At 70.8% G+C, this 26,606-nt stretch carries 26 protein-coding genes; 11 read left to right on the top strand and 15 right to left on the bottom strand.

From position 1 onward, the window contains the following. Window positions 1-170: 170 nt before the first annotated feature. Window positions 171-1,430 carry an enolase C-terminal domain-like protein gene (locus ABZV93_RS25960; protein WP_354940929.1) on the top strand — a complete coding sequence of 420 codons (1,260 nt, stop codon included), beginning with the start codon at window positions 171-173 and terminating at the stop codon, window positions 1,428-1,430. Between the two features lie 116 nt (window positions 1,431-1,546). On the opposite strand, the gene ABZV93_RS25955 is transcribed toward ABZV93_RS25960, so the two are convergent. Then, on the bottom strand, window positions 1,547-1,750 hold the full coding sequence (locus ABZV93_RS25955; RefSeq protein ID WP_354940926.1) for a DUF397 domain-containing protein: 204 nt from the start codon (window positions 1,748-1,750) through the stop codon (window positions 1,547-1,549). Continuing rightward, window positions 1,740-2,630 carry a helix-turn-helix transcriptional regulator gene (locus ABZV93_RS25950; RefSeq protein WP_354940923.1) on the bottom strand — a complete coding sequence of 297 codons (891 nt, stop codon included), beginning with the start codon at window positions 2,628-2,630 and terminating at the stop codon, window positions 1,740-1,742. Before ABZV93_RS25950 ends, ABZV93_RS25955 begins: the two co-directional genes overlap by 11 nt. A 264-nt stretch (window positions 2,631-2,894) precedes the next feature. On the opposite strand from ABZV93_RS25950, the gene ABZV93_RS25945 reads away from it, so the two are divergent. Beyond that, window positions 2,895-3,191 carry a hypothetical protein gene (locus ABZV93_RS25945; RefSeq protein WP_354940920.1) on the top strand — a complete coding sequence of 99 codons (297 nt, stop codon included), beginning with the start codon at window positions 2,895-2,897 and terminating at the stop codon, window positions 3,189-3,191. Here the strand turns inward: ABZV93_RS25945 and ABZV93_RS25940 are convergent. From ABZV93_RS25940 to rsmI, 8 genes are all read right to left on the bottom strand, one after another. Next, window positions 3,159-3,767, bottom strand: coding sequence for a pentapeptide repeat-containing protein (locus ABZV93_RS25940; RefSeq protein ID WP_354940917.1), 609 nt, complete (start codon window positions 3,765-3,767; stop codon window positions 3,159-3,161). The genes ABZV93_RS25945 and ABZV93_RS25940 overlap by 33 nt on opposite strands. An 88-nt stretch (window positions 3,768-3,855) precedes the next feature. After that, window positions 3,856-4,896, bottom strand: a complete 1,041-nt coding sequence (locus ABZV93_RS25935) for an RIO1 family regulatory kinase/ATPase (RefSeq protein WP_354940914.1) — start codon at window positions 4,894-4,896, stop codon at window positions 3,856-3,858. Between the two features lie 330 nt (window positions 4,897-5,226). After that, complete coding sequence (locus ABZV93_RS25930) at window positions 5,227-6,135, bottom strand: 4-(cytidine 5'-diphospho)-2-C-methyl-D-erythritol kinase (RefSeq protein ID WP_354940911.1); 909 nt, start codon at window positions 6,133-6,135, stop codon at window positions 5,227-5,229. Beyond that, window positions 6,132-7,040: a 16S rRNA (adenine(1518)-N(6)/adenine(1519)-N(6))-dimethyltransferase RsmA gene (gene rsmA, locus ABZV93_RS25925; RefSeq protein WP_354940908.1), complete on the bottom strand. Its 909-nt coding sequence runs from the start codon at window positions 7,038-7,040 to the stop codon at window positions 6,132-6,134. The genes ABZV93_RS25930 and rsmA overlap by 4 nt, the downstream gene beginning before the upstream one ends. Before the next feature lie 89 nt (window positions 7,041-7,129). Beyond that, entirely contained in the window at window positions 7,130-8,320 is a 1,191-nt protein-coding gene (locus ABZV93_RS25920; protein WP_354940906.1) for a ubiquitin-like domain-containing protein, read from the bottom strand. A gap of 312 nt (window positions 8,321-8,632) precedes the next feature. Next, window positions 8,633-9,541: a TatD family hydrolase gene (locus tag ABZV93_RS25915; protein ID WP_354940903.1), complete on the bottom strand. Its 909-nt coding sequence runs from the start codon at window positions 9,539-9,541 to the stop codon at window positions 8,633-8,635. Beyond that, window positions 9,538-11,142 carry a methionine--tRNA ligase gene (gene metG / locus ABZV93_RS25910; RefSeq protein WP_354940900.1) on the bottom strand — a complete coding sequence of 535 codons (1,605 nt, stop codon included), beginning with the start codon at window positions 11,140-11,142 and terminating at the stop codon, window positions 9,538-9,540. Before metG ends, ABZV93_RS25915 begins: the two co-directional genes overlap by 4 nt. Before the next feature lie 22 nt (window positions 11,143-11,164). Continuing rightward, the gene (gene rsmI / locus ABZV93_RS25905) at window positions 11,165-11,992 is read right to left on the bottom strand and encodes a 16S rRNA (cytidine(1402)-2'-O)-methyltransferase (RefSeq protein WP_354940897.1); all 828 of its coding nucleotides are present in this window, start codon (window positions 11,990-11,992) and stop codon (window positions 11,165-11,167) included. Between the two features lie 194 nt (window positions 11,993-12,186). Here rsmI and ABZV93_RS25900 point away from each other — a divergent pair, with 194 nt between their 5' ends. From ABZV93_RS25900 to ABZV93_RS25890, 3 genes are all read left to right on the top strand, one after another. Next, window positions 12,187-13,824, top strand: coding sequence for a phospholipid carrier-dependent glycosyltransferase (locus ABZV93_RS25900; RefSeq protein WP_354940894.1), 1,638 nt, complete (start codon window positions 12,187-12,189; stop codon window positions 13,822-13,824). A 170-nt stretch (window positions 13,825-13,994) separates the two neighbouring features. Next, a complete protein-coding gene (locus ABZV93_RS25895; RefSeq protein WP_354940891.1) occupies window positions 13,995-14,624 on the top strand; it encodes a DinB family protein in 630 nt (209 codons plus the stop codon). A 97-nt stretch (window positions 14,625-14,721) separates the two neighbouring features. Further along, a complete protein-coding gene (locus ABZV93_RS25890; RefSeq protein ID WP_354940889.1) occupies window positions 14,722-15,366 on the top strand; it encodes a CBS domain-containing protein in 645 nt (214 codons plus the stop codon). Between the two features lie 23 nt (window positions 15,367-15,389). Here ABZV93_RS25890 and ABZV93_RS25885 read toward each other — a convergent pair whose 3' ends face one another. Both ABZV93_RS25885 and ABZV93_RS25880 read right to left on the bottom strand, forming a co-directional pair. Then, window positions 15,390-15,908 carry a hypothetical protein gene (locus ABZV93_RS25885; protein WP_354940888.1) on the bottom strand — a complete coding sequence of 173 codons (519 nt, stop codon included), beginning with the start codon at window positions 15,906-15,908 and terminating at the stop codon, window positions 15,390-15,392. A gap of 312 nt (window positions 15,909-16,220) precedes the next feature. Further along, the gene (locus tag ABZV93_RS25880; protein ID WP_354940885.1) at window positions 16,221-17,657 is read right to left on the bottom strand and encodes a GuaB1 family IMP dehydrogenase-related protein; all 1,437 of its coding nucleotides are present in this window, start codon (window positions 17,655-17,657) and stop codon (window positions 16,221-16,223) included. 758 nt (window positions 17,658-18,415) lie between these two features. Here ABZV93_RS25880 and ABZV93_RS25875 point away from each other — a divergent pair. Next, window positions 18,416-19,564: an alpha/beta hydrolase-fold protein gene (locus ABZV93_RS25875; RefSeq protein WP_354940883.1), complete on the top strand. Its 1,149-nt coding sequence runs from the start codon at window positions 18,416-18,418 to the stop codon at window positions 19,562-19,564. Window positions 19,565-19,582: 18 nt separating this feature from the next. Here ABZV93_RS25875 and ABZV93_RS25870 read toward each other — a convergent pair whose 3' ends face one another. From ABZV93_RS25870 to ABZV93_RS25860, 3 genes are all read right to left on the bottom strand, one after another. Continuing rightward, window positions 19,583-20,293 carry a pentapeptide repeat-containing protein gene (locus ABZV93_RS25870; protein WP_354940880.1) on the bottom strand — a complete coding sequence of 237 codons (711 nt, stop codon included), beginning with the start codon at window positions 20,291-20,293 and terminating at the stop codon, window positions 19,583-19,585. Window positions 20,294-20,609: 316 nt separating this feature from the next. Further along, complete coding sequence (locus ABZV93_RS25865; RefSeq protein WP_354940877.1) at window positions 20,610-20,879, bottom strand: hypothetical protein; 270 nt, start codon at window positions 20,877-20,879, stop codon at window positions 20,610-20,612. 47 nt (window positions 20,880-20,926) lie between these two features. Then, window positions 20,927-21,229 (bottom strand): hypothetical protein, encoded by a 303-nt coding sequence (locus tag ABZV93_RS25860; protein ID WP_354940875.1) that lies wholly within the window; start codon window positions 21,227-21,229, stop codon window positions 20,927-20,929. Between the two features lie 90 nt (window positions 21,230-21,319). Between ABZV93_RS25860 and ABZV93_RS25855 the strand changes: the two genes are divergently transcribed. From ABZV93_RS25855 to ABZV93_RS25835, 5 genes are all read left to right on the top strand, one after another. Continuing rightward, the gene (locus tag ABZV93_RS25855) at window positions 21,320-22,309 is read left to right on the top strand and encodes an aminoglycoside phosphotransferase family protein (protein ID WP_354940872.1); all 990 of its coding nucleotides are present in this window, start codon (window positions 21,320-21,322) and stop codon (window positions 22,307-22,309) included. A gap of 44 nt (window positions 22,310-22,353) precedes the next feature. After that, window positions 22,354-23,730 (top strand): MATE family efflux transporter, encoded by a 1,377-nt coding sequence (locus tag ABZV93_RS25850; RefSeq protein WP_354940869.1) that lies wholly within the window; start codon window positions 22,354-22,356, stop codon window positions 23,728-23,730. A gap of 110 nt (window positions 23,731-23,840) precedes the next feature. Further along, a complete protein-coding gene (locus ABZV93_RS25845) occupies window positions 23,841-24,539 on the top strand; it encodes a DUF998 domain-containing protein (RefSeq protein ID WP_354940866.1) in 699 nt (232 codons plus the stop codon). A gap of 43 nt (window positions 24,540-24,582) precedes the next feature. After that, entirely contained in the window at window positions 24,583-25,029 is a 447-nt protein-coding gene (locus ABZV93_RS25840; protein WP_354940863.1) for a phosphotransferase, read from the top strand. 330 nt (window positions 25,030-25,359) lie between these two features. After that, window positions 25,360-26,583, top strand: coding sequence for an MFS transporter (locus tag ABZV93_RS25835; RefSeq protein ID WP_354940860.1), 1,224 nt, complete (start codon window positions 25,360-25,362; stop codon window positions 26,581-26,583). The last annotated feature ends 23 nt before the right edge of the window (window positions 26,584-26,606 follow it).

The raw sequence follows: 26,606 nt of genomic DNA, 5'->3' as shown, positions 1-26,606 counted from the left end.
TCGAGGCTATCCGCTCGGGTGGATCACCCCCACGTCCCCGTCTCACCCTGGGCGGCTCCCTGGGCGGTCCGCTGGCTGAGGCCGGACCGAGGCGTTCCGGCCGTGCCCGACCTGGGCAACGATGGACGGATACGCACCGAACGTCGTACGCAAAGGGAGAAAGGGTGCCGATGAGCGCGCCGCTGAAGATCACCGAGGTCGAACGCATCGTCGTCAACGTGCCGTTCACTCCCCGCTGCCAGGAGTGGAACGCCCTCCTGGTGTGGGACTGGGGCGTCATCGAGGTGGTGAAGGTGACCACCGACGCCGGGCTGGTCGGATGGGGCGAGACGCTGCTGCACTACGGCTGGGGGCTCGTGCCCGACCAGGCGGTCGCCAAGGTACGCGGGGGCAACCCGGCCGACTTCCTCGGTGACGACTCGCTCGGCCCCGGCCTGCAGATGGCGATGTACGACCTTGTCGGCAAGGCGCTCGGCGTACCCGTGTCCGCCCTGCTCGGCCGGAAGGTGCGCGAACGCGTCCCGATCGCCTGGTGGAACACCAAGATGGCGCCGGAGGCGCTGGCCGAGGAGGCCAAGGAGGCGGTCGCGGCCGGCTACGTCTTCCACAAGTTCAAGGCGCGCCCGTGGCTGGACGTCTACGCCCAGGTCGACCAGGTGAGCGCGGTGACTCCGCCGCACTACCGGCTGGACATCGACTGGAACGCGATGCTGCTGTCGGCCGGGGACGCCGGTCCGGTGCTGCGCGAGCTCGACCGCCGTGACCGGGTGGCGATCTACGAGACCCCGATCCCGCACGCCGACCTGGAGGGCTACCGCCACCTTCGGGACAGGGTCGACCGGCCGCTGGCGGTTCACCTCGCCGCCCAGCCGTTCCAGGCCGTCGTACGGCAGGAGACCTGTGACGGTTTCGTCGTCGAGGGAGGCGTGGCGACGGCGCTGCACCGCGGGGCGATCTGCGCGGAGTTCGGCAAGGCGTTCTGGCTGCAGTGGGTGGGCGCCGGCCTCACCACCGCGCTGGTGGCACACCTCGGCTCGGTGCTCACCCACGCCCGCTGGCCCGCGGTGACCGCGCTCAACAACTACGCCGACGACCTGATCGTCGACCCGCTGCGCGTCGAGCAGGGCTACCTCGTGGTGCCGGACGGCCCGGGCCTGGGCGTCGAGGTGGACCAGGAGGCGCTGGAGCGCTACCGGATGCCGGCGCCGCACGTCCTCCCCGAACGCCAGCACGTCCTCTCGGTCGTCTGGCCGTCCGGCCGCGCCGTGCACTACGCCCGGATGGCCGACATGTGGACCGACTTCCTGGCCGGCAACCACCCCGTGCAGGAGCCCGGCGTGCGGATGGACGTACGCCTGGACGACGGGTCCCCGGAGTGGCGGGAGCTGTTCGCCCGGGCCCAGCGTCGCCCCGTGCACGCGTCCGCCTGACGTCCACCAGAAGGCCGAGCGAACACACGAAACCCCCGGCGGGAGGCCGGGGGTTTCGTGCTCTCACCGGATCAGTACCGGATCAACAGTTCGGGCGATGCCTGCTCGGCACCTGCTCAGCGCAGGTCGAACTCGCCCTTCTTGGCGCCTCCTACGAAGCTGGACCACGCGCCCGCGCCGAAGACCAGCTTCGGGCCCTGTCGGTCCTTGGAGTCGCGGACGGCCAGCTGCGCACCGAGGTCGGCGACCTCCACGCAGTTCGACATCCCGACCGAGGCAGATGCCTTGCGCCATCGTGCTCGGGACAGGTCAACTTTCATTTTCGCCTCCTTGTTGGGTGGCCATCTCCGATGCGATGGCCACGACTTTGCGGGCCGACTCGGTGGGGCTGAGCGCCACCGCGGCCATGTGCGCGAACGCGCGGTTACCTCGGTCGACGTCGGCCTCGGACTCCAGGAGTGCGATGCCGGCGTGTCCGTCGGTGAAGACAACTGGTGAGTGGACGTCCTCGTCGAAGTCGAAGATGGTGAACGGACCGGACGTCCCGGGATAGCTGCCGGCCTCGAACGGCACCACCTGGAAGATGCACCGCTCGGCCAGCTCCAGCACCCGCAGCAACTGCCCGCGCATGATGCTCAGGTTGCCGCCCACGGGCCGGCGCAGGGCCGCCTCGTCGACGATCACCCACAGCCGGCTGCGGTCGTCGTCGGCGCCCTCCGCCCAGAACTGCTCCTGGCGGGCCATTCGCACCTTCACCGCCCGCGCCTGCTCGTCGGCGGTGAGGAACGTGCACATGGCGTCGAGCGCACTGGCGTACTCCTCGGTCTGCAGCAGACCCGGGAGCACCAGGGGCTCGAACTGCCGGATGCGCAACGCCTCCGACTCCAGCCCGACGAACACGCTGTACTGCTTGGGGAGCGAGCCCAGCGGAGCCCACCAGCCGCGCTGCTTGCCGAGCTTCTGCAGGTCGCGCAGGAGCGAGGCGAGTTCCTCGTCGTCGACCTTGTAGAGGTCGAGCAGCAGGTCGAGCTCCGCCTTCACGACTCCCACCTCGCCCGCCTCGATCTTGCGAATCTTCGAAGGTGAGCACCCGAGAAGCTCTGCCGAGTCGTCGAAGGAGCGTCCCGCCTCCTCGCGCAGCCGCTTCAACTCCTTGCTGAGCCGCCACCGCGAGATCGTGGGTCCGGTCACTCTGGGCATGCGAGCCTCCCCGGTGCGTAACTGCAGAAAGTCTGGACCTTGGCCCCGAATGTGGCAAGTACTTATGCCACTTCAGTCCGGAAATCCCGGATCGGGAAGATCAACTCGGTTCATGAAAATTTACATTGGAAGTCTTACTTGACCATACGTGGTGCTCCTGTCACTCTAGGAGTCCCTACGGGCCGCCGTAGACCCCGGCCCATTCCCTGCGCGGCGGCCCGTAGGACTCCACTTCGCGGAGCACGTGATGGAGAGGAAGGGCTCATGCCCACCAGCGCGACAACCATGCCGTGTCGCTTCCAGCTGTATCGACACCGTGACGCAACGGGCGTTTCCGGCACCGGCGTCGTGGCGTGGGGAACCGTGTACCCCAACGGGAAGGTCAGCCTCGCCTGGTGCGGGCCGCGACCCTCGATCAACGTCTACGAGTCACTCGCGGACGTCACCGCGATCCACGGCCACGACGGCCACACCCAGATCGTGGTGTACGACGAGCTCCCGCACCCGGCGGCCATCGACCCCGCGCGGCTACTCAGCCGTTTCGACGCGCGCGCCGTGTGACTCCGCGAGCAACACCGCGCCGGCGAGGTCGAGCCGGGTGCCGCCCAGCCTCGCCACGCTCAGATCCACCGCATGCAGCTTGGCACCGCGCAGATCCGCCTCGGTGAGCACCGCGCCCCGCAGACTGGCGAACGACAGGTCCGCGTCGCGCAGGACGGTCCCGTGCAGGTTGGCCTCGGACAGGTCGGCGTCGTCCAGCCGGAGCCCACGCAGGTCGAGCCCGGTCAGGTCGGCGCCGCGCGCGGTGATGCCGCCCCACTGACCGCCGCGTACGGTCAACGGCCGGAACACGCAGTCGACGAACGTACTGCCGGTGAACTTGCAGCCGTCCAGGACCGCGGAGAAGAAGGAAGTACGCCGGAACTCACACCCCACGAACGCCGACTCCCGGTGCTCGGAGGCGTTGAACCGGCAGTTGTGGAACTCGCATCGCTCGAACGACGCGCCGTGACTGCGGGACTCGGTGAGGTCGACCTCGCGGAACACGCACTCGACGAACCGCTCCGCCTCGAAGTCACGGGCGTACCAGTCGAGCCGGTCGAAGGTCTCCGCCGTGGTCTGCGCGTTCGCCACCATCCCCCCATCATGGCGGTGGCCACCGACAACGCGACCGGAACCCGGTCCCGCCGTCGGTGGCCACCAGTGGGGTGTGAGGTGCGAGTCGTCAGCTCGCGCCGGCCTCCTCGAGTACCTCCGCCGCGAGCCGGTCGGCGTCGGCGAGGTTGTGGTCCATGCCCCGGGCCACGAACCACTCGCAGATCCGCTTGACGTCCCGGCGCAGGAACTCCTCACCCTGCGGGTTGGTCACCACGTCGACCAGCTGGGGCAGGTCGATCAGGATCAGCTCGCCGTCGTTCACCAGCAGGTTGTACGCCGACAGGTCGCCGTGGGCGTACCCGTTGCGGCCGAGCAGGACCAGCGCGTCGTGCAGCTGCCGCCACAGGTCGGCCAGCTGGTCCGGCTCCGGGCGAAGCTGCGCCAGCCGGGGCGCCGCCTGCCCGTCGGCGGAGCCGATGAACTCCATCAGCAGCTCGGTGCCGAGGTGCTGGACCGGGTAGGGCACCGGCAGCCCCGCGGTCCACAGCTGGCTCAGGGCGTCGAACTCCGCGACCGCCCACTGCTGGGCGATCAGGTTGCGGCCGAAGTTGGTGCGGTTCTCGACCGCACGCTGGTCGCGGGTCCGGCGCGACCGCCGGCCCTCGAGATAGCCGGCGTCGCGGTGGAAGAGCCGGTGGTCGGCCGAGCGGTACCGCTTGGACGCCAGCAGGCACCGGTTGCTGGTGCCGCTGGTGCCATCGGTGCCCTCGGTGTCATCGTCGGCCGGCACGCCGCGTTCGATCAGGAACACGTCGGCTTCCTTGCCGGTCTTGAGGACGCCGAACTCGGTGTCCACCGCGGCCAGGTCGGTGACCAGCCACGACGGGTACGGCTCGGGACCGTGCCCGCCGGGGTCGTCCCAGGTGGTCCAGCGGTAACCGGTCGGCGGGCCGTCGTCGATGGCGGCGGCCTCGCGTTCGGCCACCAGCCGGGCGCGGGCCTCCTCGGTCATCCGGCCCCGGGAACGGGGCCCGGGGTCGGTGTCGGACCGCCGGCGCCGCATCCGGGCCGAGGCCGGCGCGTCGTCGTAACCGGGGTCGAGATCCTTGGTGACGTCGTAGACGGAGACGTCGATGTTGCGGTCGTACTTCAGGTTGCGCTTGCGCACGGTGAGAGAACTCCTTGGGAAGGTTGCTGCCCTCCCGCCGTGCGCGGTGAGTTTTCGGCGCCTGTCAGCGGCCGGAGGGCTGCGCGAGAGGACGGGTACGAGACCACGCCCGGACGGCATACTTGGTCACTTCGCACCTCCTCGATCGCGCCGGCTCGACGGCCGGTCTGCCCTGGGTCGCCGCGACAGGCACCACCCGCGGCTGACGACTGCCGACACTCTGGCGCAGGTCCGTGAGCGCCCGCAACCGGTTTTTCCGGCAGGACCTACTCGGGTCTCCCGGAGGCCTCGTCTGTGCTGAACGCGTTCGCCTTCGCGTCGCCGGGTGACTCAGGACTCGACGACCCGGGCGCCCGGCACCGGCCCGGTGGCCCGGCGTACCGAGGCGCACAACCCCGTCCCTGCCAGCCGGGCGGACAGGTCGACCGCGTGCGCGTGGTCGCGGGCCAGGAACGCGCAGGTCGGACCGGACCCGGAGACCACGGCGCCGATCGCGCCGTAGTCGCGGCCGGCGTCCAGCACCTGAGCGAGCCGGGGCCGGATCCGCAGCGCGGCCGGCTCCAGGTCGTTGACCAGGGTCGCGCCGAGTTCGGTCGCCGAGCCCGACGCGAGCGCGGCCATCATCGGCTCGGGGATCCGCGGCGGCAGGACGACGAGATCGTCGCGGATCCGGTCCAGCCGGGCGTACACCGCCGGGGTGGACATGCCCTCACCGTCCAGCGCGAACACCCATTCGTAGGAGCCCCTGGCCAGCGCCGGGGTGACGACCTCGCCGTGCCCGGCGCCGATCGCGGTGCCGCCCAGCAGGCAGAACGGCACGTCGCTGCCGAGCCGGGCGGCCAGGCCGAGCAGCGTGGACCGGTCGGCCCTGGTCCCCCACAGCGTGTCGCAGGCGACCAGGGCGGCGGCCGCGTCGCTGCTGCCCCCGGCCATACCGCCCGCCACCGGGATGCCCTTGGTGATGTCGATGGCGACGCCGGCGGCGACGCCGGCGTGGTCGGCGAGGAGTCGGGCCGCGCGGATCGCGAGGTTGCCGTTGTCGAGCGGCACCTTGCCGGCCTCCCGGCCGCTGACCCGCACCGTGAACTCACCCGGCGGCGCGAGTCTCGCCGCCACCTCGTCGTACAGGCCGACCGCCTGGTAGACCGAGGCGAGTTCGTGGAAGCCGTCGGTGCGCAACGGGCCGACCATCAGGGCCAGGTTGACCTTGGCCGGCGTCCTCACCACTGCTGCGCTCACCGAGCGGGCTTCCCTTCCGTACGGTTCGATCCTTCGGGCAGTGCCTCCGCGATCCGGGCGAAGGCGGTGACGTCCAGGCGTTCGCCGCGTTCGCCCGGGTCGATCCCGGCCGCCCGCAACGCGGTCTCGGCGGCAACCGGCGAGCCGGCCAGCCGGGACAGTGCCGCCCGCAGCGTCTTTCGGCGCTGGGCGAACGCCGCGTCGACGACCGCGAACACCTGCTCCCGGGAGGCGGTGGTCGGCGGCGGCTCGCGACGGGTGAAGGCGACCAGGCCGGAGTCGACGTTCGGCTGCGGCCAGAACACCGTCCGCCCGACCAGGCCGGTCCGGGCGACCTCGGCGTACCACGCGGCCTTCACGCTGGGCACGCCGTACACCTTCGAGCCGGGTGCCGCGGCCAGCCGGTCGGCCACCTCCAACTGCACCATCACCAGGCCGCGCTCGACCGACGGAAAGTGCTGGAGTACGCCGAGCAGGACCGGGACCGAGACGTTGTACGGCAGGTTGGCCACCAGCGCCGTCGGCGGCGGACCGGGCAGCGAACGGAGGTTCATCGCGTCGGCGTGCACCACGTCCAGGCGGTCGGCCTGCCCGGGCGCGAACCGCGCGACCGTGTCCGGCAGCGCGCCGGCGAGCGCGTCGTCGATCTCCACCGCGACCACCCGGGCTGCCGCGCCCAGCAGAGCCAGGGTCAGGGAGCCGAGCCCGGGGCCGATCTCCAGCACCACGTCGTCCGCCCCGACCCCCGCGGTCCGCACGATCCGGCGGACGGTGTTGGCGTCGGTGACGAAGTTCTGCCCCCGCTGCTTGGTGGGGCGCAGGCCGAGGTCCGCCGCCAGCACGCGAACGTCCGCCGGGCCGAGGAGACTCGGCCCGGCGGACGCACCATCGAACGCGTTACCCACACCGGAACGCTATCTGGCACCCACCGGGGCCCGGACGCGCACTCAGCGGTCTGGTGTGGTCACCGGGTTGATGACCGAGGTGGAGACCGTCAGTCGTACAGGTGGCTGCCGCAGCTCCACTGACCCGCGCCGGCCTTCTTGTACAGGAGCTTGGCCCGGTAGGTCTGCTCCGCGGAGGAGTTGTCGATCGGGTTGCCCGAGCCGCCCACGGAGTGCCAGGTCGACAGCGAGAACTGGTACAGCCCGTAGTAGCCGGACGGGTTGACCGCCCGCGGGTTGCCGCTGGACTCGCACTGGGCCAGTGCCGCCCAGTTGAGGCTGTCCACTCCGCCGCCGACGTTGCCGCCGCCGCCGCTGGAGCTGCCGCCGCCGCTGCCCCCACCGCCGCTGCTGCCGGAGGAGGACCGACGCACCTTGGTGCCGTCCAGCACGATCGTGTCCACCGGCTGGCGGACGACCTTCTGGGACAGCAACTGGGTCTTGACCTTCTTGCCGTCCACGAAGGTCGTACGGAACACCTGGGCCTTCTCGCCCCGGTGGCCGGTCCGGCCGACCTTGCTGTGCCCCTTGTACAGGGTCGAGGTCTTCTTGTGGATCGTGTCGTACGACAGCGCGACCTTGCGGGTCGACTTGCGGACGTCCACCCGGTTGACGACGATCGCGGTGCCGTCCTTGACCTCGGTGGACAGGCTCGGCTTCACCCGGTCGTCGGCGTCGACCTTGACCTGAGCTTTGGCGAGCGCGTCGGAGACGGTGCGCAGCGGCTCGTCCAGCGGGGTCTTCTTGCCGTCGTGGCTGATCACCACGGTCTTGCGGGTGATCACGTCGACCGTGAGGCCCTGGCGTGCGATGCCGACACCCCGGCTGGCGGAGGTACGGGCGCCGTCGAAGCGGCCGCCCAGGTCGTTGAGCGCCTCGCCCAGGCTCATCGCGGTCACCCAGCGGGTCTGCTTGGAGCCGTCGACGTTGAGGGTGAGCGGGCGGGCGTACCGGACGGCGATCCGGGTGCCGTCGGTGACCTTCGCCGTCCTCGCCGGCGCCACCACGTCACGGGGGCCGACCTTGATCTTCTGCGACGCCAGCACGTCACCGACGGTGGAGTCGAAAGTGTGGAGGTTGTGGGCCTTACCGTCGATCGAGACGGTGACCGACTTGTTCAGCGACGCATAAGCGGTCGTGCCGCCGATTCCCAGCGCGCCGACCACTCCGATGCCGATGGCACCGATAAGTACCTTCTTGTGCACGGTGCTCCGATGGTCGTGCTTTCCGGGCACGGACACACAGACGGCACGCCTCGATGGAGAGCCAGGATCCGCGCGACTCGACGGTGAGCCGATGACCAGCGCGAACACGCGCCGTATCGGGCGCGGATGACGCCCCCCTTTTGCGCCGTCCGAGGTTTCCCCGACCCCGGCCAACGACACGGGACGATAACGAACAATGTCGCCGCTATCAACTCCGGACACATTAGATAGTTATTCCGGACAGCCGTCCGTACTTGTCGGAGTGACCACGCATTGTCAGAAAAGCCGAAATGTGCTGGGCTTTTACCGATCTGCGGATCGGTGAATTCCGCCGGTGTGATTCGGCGGTCACCAGGAGCCGAAGACCGCCTCGGTGGCCTCTGCCACGGCCACGCACATGGCCTCCTCCGAGACCTCCTTCACCTCCGCCATGCACCGGACGGTGAGGGGAACGAGGTAGCTCGCGTTGGGCCGGCCGCGGTGGGGCGTGGGAGCGAGGTACGGCGCGTCGGTCTCCACCAGGATGCGGCCGAGCGGCACCTCGGCGAGCGCCTCGCGCAGCGGTGCGGCGTTCTTGAACGTCACCGTCCCGGCGAAGGACAGGTAGTAGCCACGGCGTACGCACTCACGCGCCATCTCGGCGTCCCCGGAGAAGCAGTGCATCAGCACCCGCTCCGGGGCACCCTCCTCGGCGAGCACCCGCAGGACGTCGGCGTGGGCGTCCCGGTCGTGGATGGCCAGCGCCTTCCCGTGCTTCTTCGCCAGCGCGATGTGGGCCCGGAAGCCGTCCTCCTGGACCTTCCAGCCCTCCTCGCCGGTACGGAAGTGGTCCAGCCCGGTCTCCCCGACCGCCCGCACGCGCGGGCTGGAGCCGGCGAGGCGGTCGATCTCGACCAGGGCCGCGTCGAGCTCACCGGCCGCCGCGAGGACCGGCACCTCGTTGGGGTGCAGGGCCACCCCGGCCACCAGGGCGGGGTGTTCCTCGGCGGCGCGTACCGCCCAGCGCGCGCCGGGCAGGTCGCAGCCGATCTGGACGATCCTCGGCACACCGACCGCCGCCGCACGGGCCACGGCGTCCTCGACCGGGAGCCACTGGCCGCCCGGGCCGTCGGCGATGTCGAGGTGGCAGTGGGAGTCGGCGACCGGCGCGGCCAGCGGTGCCGGCGGCTCGGGCCGGCTGCGGTCACGGCGGTCCTCCCCACCGGCCCGCTGCCGGGTCGGCCCACCGTCGTTCTGCGCACCCGGCTCGGGGGTCACGAAGCCTCCGGCTCCTCGATCCGGGGGAACAGCGGCGCACCCTTGGTGAGCACCGACCCCTCGGGCAGCCGGCCCCAGTTGCCGGCCTCGGTGAGCGGCTGGTCGGCCAGCGCGCCGATGCTCTGCCCGGCGCCGAGCATGTCCCACAGTGCCGCCGCACTGCGCGGCATCACCGGGTTGTAGAGGACTGCCACCGCGCGCAACGCCTCGGCGGCGGTGTAGAGGATCGTTGCCAGCCGGGCCCGTGCCTGCGGGGAGTCGTCCTTGGCGACCTTCCACGGCGCCTGCTCCGTCAGGTAGCCGTTGACGGCACCGACGAACCCCTCGACCGCGGCCAGCGCCTCGTGGAACCGCAGCGACACCGCGGCCTCGTCGGCCACCCGCACCGTCCGGGTGAGGCGTTCGGCGATCGCCTGCTCGGCCGGGCCGGCGTCGGCGGGAGCGGGCAGGCTGCCGTCGAAGTAGCGGCCGACCATCGCCGCGACCCGGGAGGCGAGGTTGCCGAGGCCGTTGGCCAGCTCGGAGGTGTAGACGGCCGTCAGGTGCTCCCAGGAGAAGGAGCCGTCGGAGCCGAACTGGATGGCCCGCAGGAAGTAGTAGCGGAAGGCGTCGGAGCCGAAGGTGTCGATGATCTGACTGGGCGCGATCCCCGTCAACTTCGTCTTGCTCATCTTCTCACCGCCCACCAGCAGCCAGCCGTGTGCGAACACGGTGGTCGGCAGCGGAAGACCCGCGGCCATCAGCATGGCCGGCCAGATCACCGCGTGGAAGCGCAGGATGTCCTTGCCCACCAGGTGGACGTCAGCGGGCCAGACCTGCTTGAAAAGAAGGGGATCCGTGCGATAGCCGGCCGCCGTGACGTAGTTGAGCAGCGCGTCGATCCAGACGTAGAGGACGTGCTCGTCGTCCCACGGGACCGGGATGCCCCAGTCGAAGGTGGACCGGGTGATCGACAGGTCCTGCAAGCCCTGCTTGACGAACGCCACGACCTCGTTGCGGGCGCTCTCGGGCTGCACGAACTCCGGGTGCTCCTCGTACAGCTCGAGCAGCTTGTCGGTGTAGGCGGACAGCTTGAAGAAGTAGTTGGTCTCCGACAGCATCTCCACCGGCCGCCCGTGCACCGGGCACAGCTTCTGGCCGTTCTCACCGTCGAGCAGTTCGGCCGGGAGCTTGAACTCCTCACAGCTCACGCAGTAGGGGCCCTCGTAGGTGCCGGGGAACACCTGACCCGCGTCGTACAGATGCTGCCAGAACTCCCGAACCCGCTCGGTGTGCCGCGATTCGGTCGTACGGATGAAATCGTCGTTGCTCGCGTCGATGGTCTCCAGCACCGGCTTCCACGCCGTCTCCACCAGCTGGTCGGCCCACTCGCGGGGCGTCACGCCATTGACCTCGGCACTGCGCATGACCTTCTGGCCGTGCTCGTCGGTGCCGGTGAGGAACCACACCTTCTCGCCGCGCTGGCGGTGCCAGCGGGCCAGGACGTCGGCCGCGACCGTGGTGTAGGCGTGCCCGATGTGCGGCTTGTCGTTGACGTAGTAGATCGGCGTCGTGACGTAGAACGCCTTGCCGTCCTGACGGCTTGCGGAGGCATCGACCATGTCCGCGATCCTAGGGTCCCGGTCAGTCAGCGGCGACGGCGGCGGCGTAGACGACCCGCTTCGCCACCCCCGACTCCCGCGCCACGGCCGCGATCGCGTCCCTCCTGGAGGAGCCGCCCTCGACCCGCGCGGCCACCATCCGGGCCAGCTCGGCCGGCGCCAGGTCCTGCGCGGCGGCCGCCGGAGCCCCGCCCACCACGACCGTGATCTCCCCGCGTACGCCCTCCTCGGCCCAGGCGGCCAGCTCGCCCAGGCCTCCCCGGCGTACCTCCTCGTAGGTCTTCGTCAGCTCCCGGCACACCGCCGCGGCGCGCTCGGCACCGAACACCTCCGCCATCGCCGACAGGCTCGCGGCCAGCCGGTGCGGCGCCTCGAAGAACACCATCGTCCGGCGCTCGTGGGCGAGCTCGCGCAGGCGGGCCGAACGCTCGCCTGCCTTGCGCGGCAGGAACCCCTCGAAGCAGAACCGGTCGACCGGCAGCCCGGACACCGCCAGCGCGGTGAGCACGGCCGACGGCCCGGGCACGGCGGTGACCCGGATCCCCGCCTCCACCGCGGCTGCGACGAGGCGGTAGCCGGGGTCGGAGACCGACGGCATGCCCGCGTCGGTGACCAGGACGACTCTTCGTCCGTCCAGCAGCGCCTCGACGAGTTCGGGCGTACGGCGGGCCTCGTTCCCCTCGAAGTACGACACCACCCGGCCGGTCGGGTGCACGCCCACGGCCGAGGTGAGCCGGTGCAGGCGCCGGGTGTCCTCCGCGGCGATCACGTCGGCGGCGGTCAGCTCCGCGGCCAGCCGCGGCGGGGCGTCGTCGAGGGAGCCGATGGGGGTGGCGGCGAGGACGAGCACCCCGGCCTCCGCGCCCTCCTCGCGACCCGTCGTGCGGCCTGTCTCCGGGGCCGCCTCACGGCCTCGCTCACCGTCTGGCTCACGGCCTGACTCACGGCCTGGCTCACGGGAGGAACGCGCACGGGCCGACACAGGCCCATCCTCGCACCGCGCCGGTCAGGCCGTTCCCACCCGGTGTCCGTACGATGACCCCGATGACGACGACGACCTCCGAGCGCGCCGGCGGCGGGTCGCCCGGACGGGTCGGCGACGCGGCTGCCGTGATGGGGCGCGACCCAGACGGCAGACCGATCCCGCCGCTGCGCCGGCGGCTGTGCCCGCCCCTGCCCGACGACGGGTGGCGGGGCTGGATCGGGCCGCTGCTGATCACGGTGTTCGCCGCGGCTCTGCGGTTGTGGCACCTCGGCCGGCCGGCGAAGTTCGTCTTCGACGAGACCTACTACCCCAAGGACGCGTTCAGCCTCCTGCACTTCGGGGTCGAACACCAGTTCGCGGACAAGGCCAACGAGCGCATCCTGGCCGGCGACCTCGACGTGTTCGGCGACCCCGCGTTCGTCGTCCACCCGCCGGCGGGCAAGTGGCTGATGGCGGTCGGCGAGTGGATGTTCGGCATGACGCCGTTCGGCTGGCGCTTCTGCGTCGCCGTGGCCGGCGCGCTGTCGATCCTGGTGATGGCGCGGATGGTCCGGCGGCTCACCCGGTCCACGCTGCTCGGCTGCCTCGCGGCGTTCCTGTTCGCCGTCGACGGGCTGCACCTGGTGGAGAGCCGGATCGCGCTGCTCGACCTGCCGGCGATGTTCTGGCTGCTGCTCGCGGTGGCCGCGTTGCTGATCGACCGCGACTGGGTTCGGACCCGGCTCGCGGACGCCGCCGAACCGCTCGGCCGGGTCACGCCCGGCACCTGGGGCCCACCGCTGCTGTGGCGGCCGTGGCGCCTGGTGGCCGGGCTGTGCTTCGGGCTGGCCGCCGCAACCAAGTGGAACGCCGCCCTCGCGCTCGCGGCGTTCGGGCTGCTGACCTGGGCGTGGGACGTCGGTGCCCGGCGGGCGGTCGGCGCGGCGTTCGCGCACTGGGCCGGGGTGGCCCGGCTGGCGCTGGACGCGGCGGTCGCGTTCGTCACGATCGTTGGCACCGCGGTGGTCGTCTACGTCGCGTCCTGGGCCGGGTGGTTCGCCTCTCCGAACGGCTGGGACCGCACCTGGGCCGCGTCCAACCCGGCGAGCGGACTTGCCCGACTGGTCCCCGACGCGGTGCGCTCGCTGTGGCATTACCACGCCGAGATCATGTACTTCCACACCCACCTGACGGAGAAGCACCAGTACGCCTCCTCGCCGCTGGGGTGGCTGGTCATCGCCCGGCCGGTGTCGTTCGACTGGGTCGACAACCTGGGGCCCAGGCAGGGCTGCCCGACCGACCGGTGCGTCCAGGAGATCCTCGGCATCGGTACGCCGGTGCTGTGGTGGCTCGCGGTGATCGCCCTGGCCGGATGCCTGGCCTGGTGGATCCTCGGCCGGGACTGGCGCTTCGGCATCCCCGTGGTGGGCGTGGCGGCGACGTGGCTGCCGTGGTTTCAGTACGCCAACCGGCCGATCTTCTACTTCTACGCGATCATCATCCTGCCCTGGATGATCATCGGGCTCACCCTCGTACTCGGCAAGGCGCTGGGGCCGCGGGACGCCTCACCGCGGCGCCGGATGTGGGGCGCGGCGGTCCTGGGCGGGGTGACGCTGCTGGTGGTGCTGAACTTCGCGTACGTCTACCCGATCCTCACCGACCAGGTGATCCCGTACGAGTCCTGGCTGCGACGGATGTGGTTCCGCTCCTGGGTCTGATCGCGGTCCGCGGCCCGCTTCCCCGCGCCGACCTGGCCCTTCTGCACGATCTCGCCGCGACACAGCGGCGGACGCCGACCCTCCAGCGCGTTCTGGCCAACGGAAAACCGACTGCGGACGTGGGCGTCCGGGTGACATGATCCCCGCGAGTCACCGATCGGGGAGGTGCAGTGGCAGACATTTCGAACACCCATGGCAAACCGCGGATCGCGCTGCTGCACTGGCAGCTCGACGTCGCGTGGTCCCTGCTGGAGGTCCACCTGAGCGACCTCGACGATTCGGCCTACCTGTGGGAGCCGGCCCCCGGGGCGTGGACCGTGCGACCGCGACCGGACGGACGGTGGGTCGCCGACCGCCCGATGACCGACCTGTCCGTCCATCCCGAGCCGGCCCGCACGATCGGCTGGCTGACGTGGCGGCTGGGTTCGTGGTGGGCCGAGACGTCGGAGAGGTGCTTCGGCACGGAGGCAGCAGCCGTGCCCGGCGACCACCGGCCCTGGGGCGACTGGCCCGGAGACGGCGAGGCCACGCTGGACTGGCTGCGCTCGGTGCGGGCCACCTGGTGCCGGGGCCTGAGCAGTCTCGACGACACCGACCTGGACTCCACCGCGCGGGCGGAGTGGCTACAGCGGGGCACCCGACCGTTCGGCTACGTCGCCGCATGGGTCAACACCGAGCTCACCCGCTACGCCGCCGAGATCGGCCTGCTGACGAGCCTGCACCAGGCGGCCACCGATCCGTGGCACCGGCCGCGGAACGGTCGCCGGCCCGGGCCGGGGTGGCACCGGTACACCGCCTGACGCGTACGGGACCTTCGGCTCTACGACCCGTCCGGCAGCCGTCGCGACAGTGAGACCAGCCCGCGCCACCCACGTCCCAGGTACCGGCTGGAGTGAGATGACCGTCCATGTCGGCGACCGCATCGTCCTGGCCCACGAGCCCGACCGCGCGCACCGCCGGCACGGGACGGTACGCGAGGTGCTGGGCACACCCGAGTCACCGGAGTTCCGCGTGGCCTGGGACGACGGGCACGAGTCGTTCATCTGTCCCGGTCCGGAGGCCGTCGTCCTGCCGGCCGAGGCCGCCGAAACAGCGCGTGTTCCCCGGGCCAGAGGCGAGATGGGCGAGGACGTCGAACGGGTGGGCCGGCACGACCCGGTGGAGCGGATCATGCGTTCTCCCGTACGCACCGTCGACGCCGCGAGCACCCTGCGGACGGCCGCCGAACTCCTCGCCGAGGCCGACGTCGGCGCACTCGTCGTGAGCCGGAACGGCGTACCGGTGGGCATCCTGTCCGAACGCGACATCGTCCGTGTCATCGCCGGTGGCGGCGACCCGGACGAGGTGTGGTCCGCGGACGTGATCGCCGTGGACGCCGACGACACGGTGTGGGCAAGCCCGAGCGACCCGATTCTGCAGGTCGCCGGGCTGATGCGCCGGCACTACATACGCCACGTTCCGCTGCGGACGGGGGCGCGGCCGGCGATCGTCGGCATCGTGTCGGCGCGCGACGTGCTCGCCGTGCTCTACGACAGCCGCTGAACTCGCTACGACAGCTACGACAGCTACGGCAGCCGCTGGGCCCCGTCGAGCCGGCGGAGCTCGGCCATCACCAGGTCGAACACCTCGTCGACCGCGCGGTCGGCAAGCACTGTTGTGGCCGCCTCGCCGGTGTCCTCCGCGGCGGCCTCCACGGAGAAGACCACGACCCGCGGCGGCAGGTGAAGGGACGTGAGCGCCCCCATGACCCCGCCGGGCGCGGTCGTCCCGGGCTCGGGCTGGCCGGGACCATGGGTCTCCATCACCGACTGCCGGATCGAACCCGGCGTACCACCTGCGCGGATCGACTCGACCATGATCAGCTCGTCCAGGCCACTGTCGGCGCTCAGCAGGCGTACGGGCAGATCGGTGCTGGCCAGGACCTGCACTCCCTCGACGTCCGTCCGACTGTCGGAGGACCGCTGACCCGGGACCGGCTGCCCCCCGGTCAGCCGGTCTCCGGTCAGCCGCGCCACGATCCGCGGGCCGACGTCCCAGGCACCGGGACCGGTGCCCCCACTCCCCACGACAGCCACGGTCAACATCGGACCCTCCCCCGGCTTCGGGCCGCTGCTGGCACGGATTTCACAACGCGGCAAGGGAAACCCCTCTCGCCCGCGGCGCGGCACTGCATCGTTCACCCCCGCTGCCATGCCGCTGCGCCGAAGGGTTTCCCTTGCCACCTCACTTCAGCATCGGGCGGGACTGCTCAGGAGAGTCGTTGGTCACCGTGCCGAGGGACGTTCGGCTGGCGCGTCCAGGTTTGCCGGAACGGGCCCACTTGCCCGCCCCGGTCACCCCGGCGAGATCCCCGGCCCTGGAGATCGCCGAAGGGTGGAGATCGCCGAAGGGGCGGATCACCAGCTGGTCGAGAGCGGCATTCCCTCGGCGAAGCCGGCCGCGGTCTGCACACCGACCACCGCGCGAGCGTGGAACTCCTCGATGTCGGCCGCCCCGACGTAGGTGCACGAGCTGCGTACGCCCGCGACGATCCCGTCGAGGACGTCCTCCACGCTCGGCCGCTCCGGGTCGAGGTACATCCTGGACGTCGAGATGCCCTCGCCGAACAGCCCCTTGCGGGCCTGCTGGAACGGTGTGTCCTCGGCGGTGCGCAACGCGACCGCTCGGGCGGAGGCCATGCCGAAGTTCTCCTTGTAGAGCCGGCCGTCGTTGTCGCGATGGGCGTCACCAGGCGATTCGTACGTTCCGGCGAACCACGAACCCACCATGACGTTGGACGCTCCGGCCGCCAGGGCGAGGGCCACGTCGCGGGGGTGCCGGACGCCACCGTCGGCCCAGACGTGCTTGCCCAGCTCGCGCGCCCGGGCGGCGCACTCCAGCACCGCGGAGAACTGCGGCCGGCCCACGGCGGTCATCATCCGGGTGGTGCACATCGCCCCGGGGCCGACGCCGACCTTCACGATGTCGGCGCCGGCCTCCACCAGGTCGGTCACCCCTTCGGCGGTGGCGACGTTGCCCGCCACCACCGGGACCTGCGGGTCGAGCCGGCGGACGATGCGGAGCACCTCGAGGGTGCGTTCCTGGTGGCCGTGCGCGGTGTCGATCACGAGGACGTCCACCCCAGCGGTGAGGAGCGCCTTCGCCTTGGTCTCGACGTCGCCGTTGATGCCGATCGCCGCGGCGATCCGCAGCCGGCCGGCGGCGTCGACCGCCGGGGTGTAGAGCGCGGCCCGCAGGGCGCGTTCGCGGGTGAGGAGTCCCACGATCCGGCCGTCGTCGCCGACCACCGGTGCCAGCCGGTGCCTGCCGTCGTGGAGCTGGTTGAACGCGTCCTCGGCGTGGATGCCGTCGGGCAGGGAGAGCAGGTCGCGCGACATCACCGAGGCCAGCTGGGCGAACCGGTCGACGCGTTCGAAGTCGGCCTCGGTCACCACCCCGACGGCCCGGCCGTCCTCGACCACGACGACCGCGCCGTGACCGCGCTTGGGCAGCAGGTTGAGCGCCTCGCCGACGGTACCGGACGGCGCCATCGTGATCGGGGTGTCGTACACGGTGTGCCGGTCCTTGACCCAGCCGATCACCTCGGTGACCACCTCGACGGGGATGTCCTGAGGGATCACCGCCAGGCCGCCGCACCGGGCGATCGTCTCCGCCATCCGGCGCCCGGACACCGCGGTCATGTTGGCCGCGACGATCGGGATGGTCGTCCCGCTGCCGTCGGACGTGGCGAGGTCGACGTCCAGTCGGGAGGAGACGATCGAGCGGTTCGGGACGAGAAAGACGTCGCTGTAGGTGAGGTCCTGCTCGGGGACCCGATCGTGGAGGAAGCGCACATCCACCTCCTTGGGCGGCGGCTGGGGAGTCGCCGTCGACGACTCAGGACAGTTGAAGATTACGGTGCTCCAACGCCGGTGCGAACGCCGCGGCAGGACTGCCCGGACCCGTCCGGATGCCCTGATGCGTGGTGAGATGACACGGTCACACAGGGCTTTCGTCGCACGTCCGAAGTGTCACAGCCTGTTCACAGCAAGCCTTGAGGCTACGCACAGGATCCACCCTGACGATGCCGCGCCGCGCCGGCGGAGGCCCGGTCCGGGTGAGGGCTGGTAGTCGCGGGAACACGCGCGTGCACCCAGCCACACAAGGGCCCCGCCCCATTGTCGGCACGTCATAGCTCGTGCACGGCCTCACCACAAACCAGCCACAGCGCCCGCGTCAACCGTGGCTTGCATGACGACCACGCCTCCCCCGCCGTACGCCACGACCGACCGGACCTGCGCGGCATCGCCCGCCTGGGCCGCGCGTTCGCCACCGGACGGTTGCCGTTGGCCCGGATACGGGCGGAGTTCGGGCGCGGCCGTCCCGCACCACTCGCCGCGGGCGTACCCGCCGGCCTGTCCCGGCAACTGCTGCGCTTCGGCGCCGTCGGAGCGGTGAGCACACTGCCGCCGCGACCCTGCTGCGCTTCCTGTTGCTCCGCCGCTGGGTGTTCCGGGCCGCGTGACCCCGTGGGCTCTGAGTGCAAAGGTAGGAACGCGACGCCCAGGACAGATGCCGAGTCCGCATCGATGCGACAGCGAAGGTGGAGCCCATGACCCCCGAGTCCACGCCTGACACGCCGAGAGCCGTCGACGGGCAGCGGTCCCCGTCGGCGGTCCGCACCGCCGAGTATCCCTGGATCCATGCCGACGGCCGGGTGACGTTCGCGGTGTCGGCGCCGTCCGCGCGCACCGTCGAACTCAAGCCGCCCGGCCAGGAGAGCGGCTTGGCCGCCGGGCAGGTGCTGCCGATGATCCGGGGCGAGGACGGGACCTGGACGGTGACCACTCCGCCGGTCGTTCCGGGCTTCTACTACTACTGGGTGGTCATCGACGGCGTACCCACCAACGACCCGAACACCGAGACGTTCTTCGGGTGCGGCGCGGCCACCAGCGGCCTGGAGGTGCCCGACCCCGGCACCGACTTCCACGACCTGCTGGACGTGCCGCACGGAGAGGTGCGGACGCGGTGGTTCCACGCGGCGACCACCGGCACCTGGCGACGCTGCCTGGTCTACACGCCTCCGGGGTACGACGACGACCCGGGCAGGCGCTACCCCGTCCTCTACCTCCAGCACGGCGCCGGTGAGGACGAGCGCGGCTGGACGACCCAGGGCCGGGCCAACTTCATCCTGGACAACCTCATCGACCGCGGTGAGGCCGAACCGATGATCGTGGTGATGAACAACGGGTACGCGCTGGAGCCGGGCGAGGTGCCGGCCACTCCGCCGTACACCCCGGAACAGAACGCACGCCTGCTCGACTCGTTCCGCGACCTGCTCGTACGCGACGTCGTGCCCATGGTCGACGCCGCCTACCGCACCGTCCCCGACCGGCGTTCGCGTGCCCTGGCCGGGCTGTCCATGGGCGGCCGGCAGGCGCTGTCGGTCGGGCTGACCAACCCGGACACCTTCGCGAGCGTGGTGGCGTTCAGCGCGGCGGTGTTCGACCCGCTCGACCCGGAGACGGCGTTCGGTGGTGCGCTGGCGGACGCGGAGGCGTTCAACGCGCGGACCCGGCTGCTGTGGCTGTCGGCCGGTACCGGCGAGCAGAGGTTCGACGAGGCGCTCACCTCGATGGAGTCGGTGCTCTCCAAGCAGGGCATCCGCCACCAGACCTACCGCTCGCAGGGTACTGCGCACGAGTGGCAGACCTGGCGGCGAAGCCTGTACAACGTCGCCCCGCTGCTGTTCCGCGACTGACGTAGGTACGCCGCCTGCTCAGTCGTCGTCGGGATCGGCATCGTCGTCGCCGGTCCCGATGACGATTCCGAGCGCTCCGGCGAGGGCGTAGCTCAACGCCACCAGGTCGTCGGGATCGATCACGGCTCCGCGCAGGTTCTCCACGCCGCGTACGCCGGCGAGGACGCAGTTGCGCAGCCGGGCGCCGGTCAGGTCGGCCTGGGCGAACTGCGCACCGGACAGGTCGCAGTCGTCGAAGCGCGCGTTGCGCAGGTCGGCGTTGGTGAAGTCGGCCTGGGTGAGCCGGCAGCCGGCGAAACGCACCGCGGTCAGCGTGCTGAACCGGAACGCCGACAGGTCCAGCCGGCACTGGTCGAAGACGACGTCGCGGATGGTCCCGTCGGTCCAGCGCAGGCCGGTGGTCCGCAGGCCACGCAGTTCGCAGCGGATCAGCGAGGAGTTCGTCGTCGCGAGGTTGGCGAGGTCGCAGCGGTCGAAGCGGCAGTCGGCGAAGCTCGACTTCGCCAACATCCCACCGCGGAGTTCGACGCTTTCGAAGACGCACTCCTCCACGTCGCAGGAGGTGACGTCGCGCTCGGCGAGGTCGAGGTCGGTGTAGGAGAGCCGGCGCAGGTGCCCCTCGTCGGCCAGGTCGTGTTCCGGAAGCAGCGCCCGGGTCAGGGTCTTCGGCAATCTCGGCCTGGCGGGAAGGCGGCGGGTGGGACGACCGGAACGATTGGGTGGCGGCATGCGGCGACCCTACGAGCCACCACCCCCTGGTCGCGCCCACTGTCGTCGCGGACAGCCGTCCCCGCCGCTGCCGAAGCTACTGAGGCAGTTGCCCCATGCCGGGCGAGGCGTACGCATGTCGGAGTCGACCCGGGGCTGGACGGCCACCGCGATCGTTGTCCCAGACGACCTCACTGCGCTTCCTGCGCTGGCGGCTGTTGAGAATGCCCAACACCACCAGGGCCACTGCTACCCCCCTACACCCCAGCAGAAGGTCGGGTCGACGAGCATGAACTCCGACGGCCGGCGGGCTACAGGCGAAACTACTCAAATCCGTTCAGCACCCGCCGCCGTCGCCACCACCGCCGTCACCGCCGCCGCAGTCTCCTCCACCCCAGCCCCCACCGTCGCCGCCGTAGCTGCCGCCACCTCCGACGGCGCTTCCCCGACCGCCGTCCCACGGTATGGAGTGAGTGAAGGGCAGGGTCGGGCCGTGCTCGTTGGTCCCCTTCATCTGACGCTTCCGGTCCTGACGGCCGTCGGAAAAATGCGCGAGGAGGACCAGGAGGATCATTCCCACGATCCACGCGCCCAGGAGGTACCCCATGCACCGAGGATGAGCCGGGGCGATGCCTGTGTCCATGGGAAAACGGGTCAGCATCCACCCCCGCCGCCGTCGCCTCCCCCGCCGCCATCACCCCCACCGCCTCCGCCGCAGTCGCCACCGCCACCGTCGTACCCGCCGCCTACGTGCCCTCCTGCGCCGAAGTCCCCACCCCCGTACGAGGAGGACGACCCGTGCTGAACCGAGTGGGTGAGGGGCCGGCTCGTGCCGCGCTCGTACTTCTGCCTCGGCCCGACGTGCTTCCGGTACGGCCGCGGCTTGCCGAGGCGTCTCCCGACCAGGACCACCACGATCACCACCACGATCACGGTGCCGAGTAGATAGAGGTTCATGGCACCGAGGATGATCCTGGGTGACGGCCGTGTCCATGGCGGCGAGCAGGGTTCGTGACGGCTGCACCTTCGCCGACCAGGAGAAGACCGATGGAGAGCATCACCAAGAACCGCCAGTCGCCCCAGACGCTGAAGGCGATGGTCGCACGGGCCTACGGGCCGGACCAGGTGCCGGCGGACGGCGCCGACTGGGTGAGCGAGCTGGGGCACGGGTGGTTCAACGTCGCCTACCGGATCCGCCTGCGCGACGACACGAACGTCGTCCTCAAGATCGCCCCTCCGGCCTGGACCGAGGTGATGACGTACGAACGTGGTGCGATGGCCATCGAGTTGGCGGCACTGCGCATGATCCGGGAGCGCACCACCGTGCCGGTGCCGCAGGTCGACTTCGCCGACAGCAGTCACGAGCTCTGTGACGCCGACTACTTCTTCATGCCGTACGTCGACGCGGACAACCTCGGCATTGTCAAGGACACATTGACAGCGACTTCACTGGAGGCGTACCAGGAGGCGGTCGGTGCCGCCAACCGCGAGCTGAACTCGATCCGGGGCCCGGGCTTCGGCCCGCTCGCCGGACCTCACGACCAGAGCTGGCGAACGGTGTTCGCCGGCATCTTCGAGGACGTGCTGCGAGACGGCGAACACCGCCAGGTCGACGTCGGCTGGGACTACGACGTCGTACGCGAGGTCTTCACCGCCAATGCCGCGACCCTGGACGGGGTGGTGGAACCAAAGTACGTCGAGTGGGACCTGTGGGACAGCAACGTCCTGGTCCGCGACGGGAAGATCGCAAGCATCATCGACCACGAGCGCGCGTTCTACGGCGATCCGCTGATCGAGGCGGGCTTCGTGCCCATCGAGCTTCCGGCGTTCGGTGACCCCACGGCGTTCATGCGCGGGTACGGGCGAGACGAGCTCACCGAGACCGAGCGGGTGCGGCGGCGCCTGTACTGCCTGCACCTGGCACTGGTCATGGTGATCGAGACCGTCTACCGCGGGCACACCGACAGCAAGCAGTACGACTGGGCACGTGGGCAGGTGAGCGAACTCATGACGCGGTTCGGTTGCCGTCCCCGATGAGCGCTCGATGAGGCCGCGGTGACCGCGCCTCGGGTGACCGCCCGGTGACCGCACCTCCGGGCAGGCGTTCGCCGGTCGACCACGCGTCGGCGCTGGGCACCGCGCCCGTCGGCCGGCTGCTGTGGCACGCGTGCTCGCAGACCACCCTGTCCGTCGGGGTCTACGGGATCTACGCACTGACCAACACGTGGTTCGTCGCGCGCGGCGTGGGGACGCTCGCCATGGCCGCGGTCAACCTGGTCACTCCCGTGCTGCTGGTGCTCGGTGCCGTGTCGACGACGGTCGGCGTCGGCGGCGCCTCACTGGTCTCGCGTAGCCTCGGCGCGAACGATCCGCGCTCGGCCGCACGGGCCGCCGGCAACGCGTTCGTGGTGTTCTGGACGACAGCCGTCGCGGTGACCGTCGTGGGGCTGCTCGCGCTGGGCCCGCTGCTGACGTTGCTCGGCGCGTCCGGGAGCACGCGCACACTCGCGGGCGAGTACGCGGTCGTCATTCTGGCCGGGGCGATCTTCTCCACCGGATTCTCCAGCCTGGTAAGGGCCGAGGGGCGGATGCGGTTCTCGACCATGCTGTGGCTGGTGCCGATCCTGGTGCAGATCACCCTCGATCCACTGCTGATCTTCGGCCTGCACCTCGGCGTGCGCGGCGCGGCACTCGGCACCGTCGGCGGCCAGGCTGTGTCCGCGGTGATGAGCCTGTGGTTCTTCTTCCTCCAACGGCACCGGCCGTACCGGATCGGCCTGGCCGACCTTCGTCCGCATCCCCCGACCATCCGAGCCCTGCTCGGTGTCGGCGCTCCGTCGTTCCTCGCGGGCTTCGGTGCCACGATGCTGGCAGTGCTGGTCAACACGACGCTCTCGCGTACCGGCGGTGCGACCGCGCTGGCGGCGTTCGCCATGTGCGCACGAATCCAGACGTTCGCGATGATGCCCCACCTCGGCATCAGCCAGGGCCTGCAACCCCTGGTCGGCTACAACGCCGGGCGAGGGTTGTACGACCGGGTGTCACGCGCACGGACCCTCTCCCTGCGTGCCACGGTCGGCTACGGCGTGCTCGTCCTCGTTGCCGTCGCGGTCTCCGCCGGCCCGCTCGTGGCCGCGTTCGTCGACGATCCGGTCGTCGCGGCGGCGACTCGGAACGCCCTGCGCATCCTCGCGCTCGGGTTCGCCGTCGCCGGCGTCGCACCGCTGGTGTCGGCGTACTTCCAGTCCCTGGGGCGGCCGCGCCCGTCGTACCTGATCTCCATCGGGACGATCCTGGCGATCAAGGTCCCGCTCGTGGTCGGGTTCAGCCACACCGGTCCGTCGGGAGTGTGGGTCAGCCTTGCCGTGGGCGAGTTGGGCTCGGCGCTCGCCGCGCTGGCCGTCCTGCGACGGGGGCGACCCGGCAACCGACGAACGGGAGCCCCGGATGCCGTGTGAGCGGGCCCGGCTACGTCCTGGGTAGTAGGTCAGCCGCCGCCCGGAGGGTGACGAATCCGTCCGCAGAAGTGGAGAACCTTGCACGCAGGAGACGTGGAAGGGGTGACGAGGTGGCGACAGGCACGCAGGGTCTCGTACGGGGGCCGGTCGCCGGCAACCCACGTGTGCGATGGCTCGCCCTGAGCGGCGTCCTCGGACCGGTCGTCACGGGTGTGACGTTCACGCTCGCCGGATTCCTGCGGCCCGGCTATTCACCGGTCCACCAGCCGATCAGTGCACTTGGCACCGGGCCGCTGGGCTGGATCGTCGACTCCGCGGGGATTCTGCTGGGTCTGTGCCTGACAGCGTTCGCCGTCGCGTTCGGCGTTCTCATGCGTGGTGCACTACGGCCCGGCGCACGCGGGGTCGCCGTCGGATGCATGCTTTTCGACGGCCTCGGGACGCTCACCGCCGGTGTCTTCACCTCGGGCCCGGCGACCGTCGTCCTGCACACGGCCGGCGCGACCGTCAGCTCGGTCGTGTCGCTGGTCGCCTACGTCGTCGTGGGGATCGGTTTGCGCCGTCAGCCGTCCTGGCGCCGATGGGGGACGTACTCGCTTGTGGCCGCGGCGGGAGCAGCCGTCCTGGTGCTCGCGGGGTACGCATTGTTGATGCCGCGCTCTCCGCTTCATACGCTACGGCTCGGCGGTCTGCTCGAACGCGGAGACGTCCTCTGGCACTACGCCTGGTACGCGGCGTTCGGGCTGCGGATCTTCCTGGGCGCTCCTGGTCGGCAACGTACGTCGCGGTACGCGCACGGCCCTGGGTAAGTTCGGCGGATGGGTCCACCGGCTCGAAGCCCTGGGTGGCGTCGTGCATGGCGCGGATCGCGCGAGCGACGTTCACCAGCGCCTCGTCCGAGTGGCGCCGTGGAACATCGTCTTCGACGGAAGCTCGGTCGTCGGCATCCTCGACTGGGACAGCATCGGTCCTTCCAACCGGGTATGGGATCTGGCCTACGCGGCGCACCAGTTCGTACCCTTCCATCCGCCCGAGGGGCTGAAGGCGTTCGGATGGGACACCGAGCCGGATCGCGCCGGCCGGCTGCGGCTGTTCGCGGAGGCCTACGGCGGTGGTGTGACGCCGGAGGAGATCGTCGATCTCGCGGCGCTGCGGCTGCTCTCGATCGGGGCCTACATCGCAGGGCAGGTTCGGGCCGGGGACCCGAGCTTCGCGGTGCACCGCGACGAGGACCACGCGCGCGGCTACCGGATCGCGGCCGAGTTCGTACTCGCCAACCGCGAGGCGCTGCTCGCCTGAGGCGCGACCGCGCTATCGCGACGACGCCCGGCGCAGCACGACCCCTTCCCACACCCGTAGGGTGATCTCCTCGCCGCTAAGGCGTGGATGTGCGGATCGTCGGGCAGCAGCAGGTGGAAGTTGCCGCGCTGGACCACCGGGTCCTCGTGTCGAAGCGCCTGGTAGACGACCGCGCTCTTCCACCAGGCCTCACCGGCCGCGTCGGGCGCGTCAACCTGCTGTTGCGAAGCGGGACTGCGCGCCGAGTGCCCGGCCGATTTCGGTCGTACGGGGACGTTCGGGACCGCCACTGCTGTAACGTCGCCCGGCCGCGTCCACGGGGAGCTTCGGATGACAGTGCAGCACGTCAGTGTGCGGGGACACCGCGACTTCCAGCGGCTGTGGGCCGGCCTGGCGGTGAGCCAGCTCGGCTCGGCGGTCGGCGGGGTGGCCCTTCCCATCGTCGCCGTCACGGTCGTGCACGCGTCGACGTTCCAGATCTCCCTGCTCGCGGCGTTCACCGCGATCACCACGGCCCTGCTCGCTCTCCCGATGGGGAACTTCGTGGAGTTCCGGCGCAAGCGCCCGGTGATGATCGCGGCCGACGTCACCCGTTTCGTGAGCCTGGCCAGCGTCCCGTTGGCCGGCCTGGTACACGCCCTGACGTTCGCTCAGTTGTGTGTCGTGGCGGTCGTCAACGCGACCGGCAGCATCGCCTTCGGCGGTGCCGCCCAGGCACACCTGAAGGCCCTGGTGTCACCGGAGCGGCTGATCGACGCCAACGGACGCCTGGAGTCCACCAACTGGCTGCGGATGTCGGTCGGCCCTTCCCTCGGAGGCGCGCTCGTCGGCCTGCTCACCGCGCTCGGCACGCTCCTGATCGACGCCGTGTCCTTCCTCGCCAGCGCGCTGGCCGTCCGCCTGATCCGTCAACCCGAGCCTGCGCCACCCGTCCGCCACAGCGAGCGGTCCCGGAGCAGCGAGCTGGCGGGAGGGCTGCACTTCGTGTGGGGCCACCCCGCCCTGCGCAACATGTTGATCAGCTGGGTCTGTTTCACGGGCTCGATCGCCATGTCGGGTCCGGTCACCACGATCTTCTACCTGCGCGAACTGCACTTCACCGCGTTCCAGTACGGACTGCTGATGGGTCTGCCGTCCCTCGGCGGCGTGGTCGGCGCGCGGCTCACCCGCAGAATGGCGGCCCGCTTCGGCTCGGTGCGGGTCCTGTGGTGGGCGAGCCTGCTGCGAGGACCGTGGAACTTCCTCATCCCGCTTGCCACGCCCGGCCTGGCCGGTCTGGTCCAGTGTGGGATCGGCTTCGCCGGCCTGCTCTTCTTCGCCGCCATGGCGAACTCGACCATGGCCGGCTACCGCCAGCTCGCCACACCGGACCACCTGATGTCACGGGTGTCGACGCTGTGGGCTTTCGCCACCACGGTCGCCCAGCCGGTGTTCATCCTCGTCGGCGGGCTGATGGCCGCCCAGTTCGGTTCGCGAGTGACCCTGGTCGTCTCCGCGGTCCTGGTGTTCGGTACGGCATTCCTGTTGCCGCGGCGCGAGATCGCCAACCCGTGAAGGGACATGGACTGGCTGGGTCA

Source organism: Actinopolymorpha sp. NPDC004070 (genome assembly GCF_040610475.1).
Lineage (GTDB): Bacteria > Actinomycetota > Actinomycetes > Propionibacteriales > Actinopolymorphaceae > Actinopolymorpha.
Note: the sequence above shows the minus strand (reverse complement) of the source record. Positions and strands in the feature narration are given on the sequence as shown.

Bases quoted from the DNA above. Each gene is read 5' to 3' on its own strand.
- ABZV93_RS25960 (WP_354940929.1), top strand. From the start codon at position 171: ATGAGCGCGCCGCTGAAGATCACCGAGGTCGAACGCATCGTCGTCAAC.
- ABZV93_RS25955 (WP_354940926.1), bottom strand. From the start codon at position 1,750: ATGAAAGTTGACCTGTCCCGAGCACGATGGCGCAAGGCATCTGCCTCG.
- ABZV93_RS25950 (WP_354940923.1), bottom strand. From the start codon at position 2,630: ATGCCCAGAGTGACCGGACCCACGATCTCGCGGTGGCGGCTCAGCAAG.
- ABZV93_RS25945 (WP_354940920.1), top strand. From the start codon at position 2,895: ATGCCCACCAGCGCGACAACCATGCCGTGTCGCTTCCAGCTGTATCGA.
- ABZV93_RS25940 (WP_354940917.1), bottom strand. From the start codon at position 3,767: ATGGTGGCGAACGCGCAGACCACGGCGGAGACCTTCGACCGGCTCGAC.
- metG (WP_354940900.1), bottom strand. From the start codon at position 11,142: ATGGTCGATGCCTCCGCAAGCCGTCAGGACGGCAAGGCGTTCTACGTC.
- ABZV93_RS25900 (WP_354940894.1), top strand. From the start codon at position 12,187: ATGACGACGACGACCTCCGAGCGCGCCGGCGGCGGGTCGCCCGGACGG.
- ABZV93_RS25890 (WP_354940889.1), top strand. From the start codon at position 14,722: ATGACCGTCCATGTCGGCGACCGCATCGTCCTGGCCCACGAGCCCGAC.
- ABZV93_RS25885 (WP_354940888.1), bottom strand. From the start codon at position 15,908: ATGTTGACCGTGGCTGTCGTGGGGAGTGGGGGCACCGGTCCCGGTGCC.
- ABZV93_RS25875 (WP_354940883.1), top strand. From the start codon at position 18,416: ATGACCCCCGAGTCCACGCCTGACACGCCGAGAGCCGTCGACGGGCAG.
- ABZV93_RS25870 (WP_354940880.1), bottom strand. From the start codon at position 20,293: ATGCCGCCACCCAATCGTTCCGGTCGTCCCACCCGCCGCCTTCCCGCC.
- ABZV93_RS25865 (WP_354940877.1), bottom strand. From the start codon at position 20,879: ATGGGGTACCTCCTGGGCGCGTGGATCGTGGGAATGATCCTCCTGGTC.
- ABZV93_RS25860 (WP_354940875.1), bottom strand. From the start codon at position 21,229: ATGAACCTCTATCTACTCGGCACCGTGATCGTGGTGGTGATCGTGGTG.
- ABZV93_RS25855 (WP_354940872.1), top strand. From the start codon at position 21,320: ATGGAGAGCATCACCAAGAACCGCCAGTCGCCCCAGACGCTGAAGGCG.
- ABZV93_RS25835 (WP_354940860.1), top strand. From the start codon at position 25,360: ATGACAGTGCAGCACGTCAGTGTGCGGGGACACCGCGACTTCCAGCGG.